Here is a 637-nt window from a genome sequence, read left to right on the forward strand (position 1 = left end):
GTACTTACAGCTCCCCGAAGCATATCGGTGTTCGTCCCGTCCTTCTTAGGCTTCTAGTGCCAAGGCATCCACCGTGCGCCCTTAGTAGCTTAACCTTCGATTTGTTAGGCATTGCTGCCATAACGCATCAGTTATTACTAAGTGTTGCATAAAAAATAATTATTGGATGTCGTTGTTTGTGCTATCTAGTTTTCAAGGAACATAGCTACTAATTAATCAAACGTTTGTTTAATTATAAAAAGTAGACAAAATTGGTGGAGCCTAGCGGGATCGAACCGCTGACCTCCTGCGTGCAAGGCAGGCGCTCTCCCAGCTGAGCTAAGGCCCCAGGATTCTTTTATGGTGGGCCTGAGTGGACTCGAACCACCGACCTCACGCTTATCAGGCGTGCGCTCTAACCAGCTGAGCTACAGGCCCACAAAAGAAAAGTAAATACCCCGACATAGCCATTAGCCGGAGGTGTTTCTTAAAAGAGGCTTGCTCTTCTTCAAAACTTACCTTTTCAGTTGAAAGAAATAAATCATTCTTTCAAAACTAAACGAAACGCTCATGTAAGGTTGGTAACGTAAGTTACCTTCGTAATTCTCCATAGAAAGGAGGTGATCCAGCCGCACCTTCCGATACGGCTACCTTGTTA

General features: G+C 45.1%; 2 tRNA genes and 1 rRNA gene. All 3 read right to left on the minus strand.

Annotation, left to right across the window (positions count from 1 at the left end):
- Window positions 1-95, minus strand: a 23S ribosomal RNA gene (locus LC090_RS21810); the annotation flags it as partial.
- A gap of 157 nt (window positions 96-252) precedes the next feature.
- Window positions 253-328 (minus strand) — tRNA-Ala (locus LC090_RS21815).
- Between the two features lie 12 nt (window positions 329-340).
- Window positions 341-417 (minus strand) — tRNA-Ile (locus LC090_RS21820).
- Between the last annotated feature and the right edge of the window lie 220 nt (window positions 418-637).

The organism is Guptibacillus hwajinpoensis (assembly GCF_020524165.1).
Taxonomy (GTDB): domain Bacteria; phylum Bacillota; class Bacilli; order Bacillales; family Guptibacillaceae; genus Guptibacillus; species Guptibacillus hwajinpoensis_D.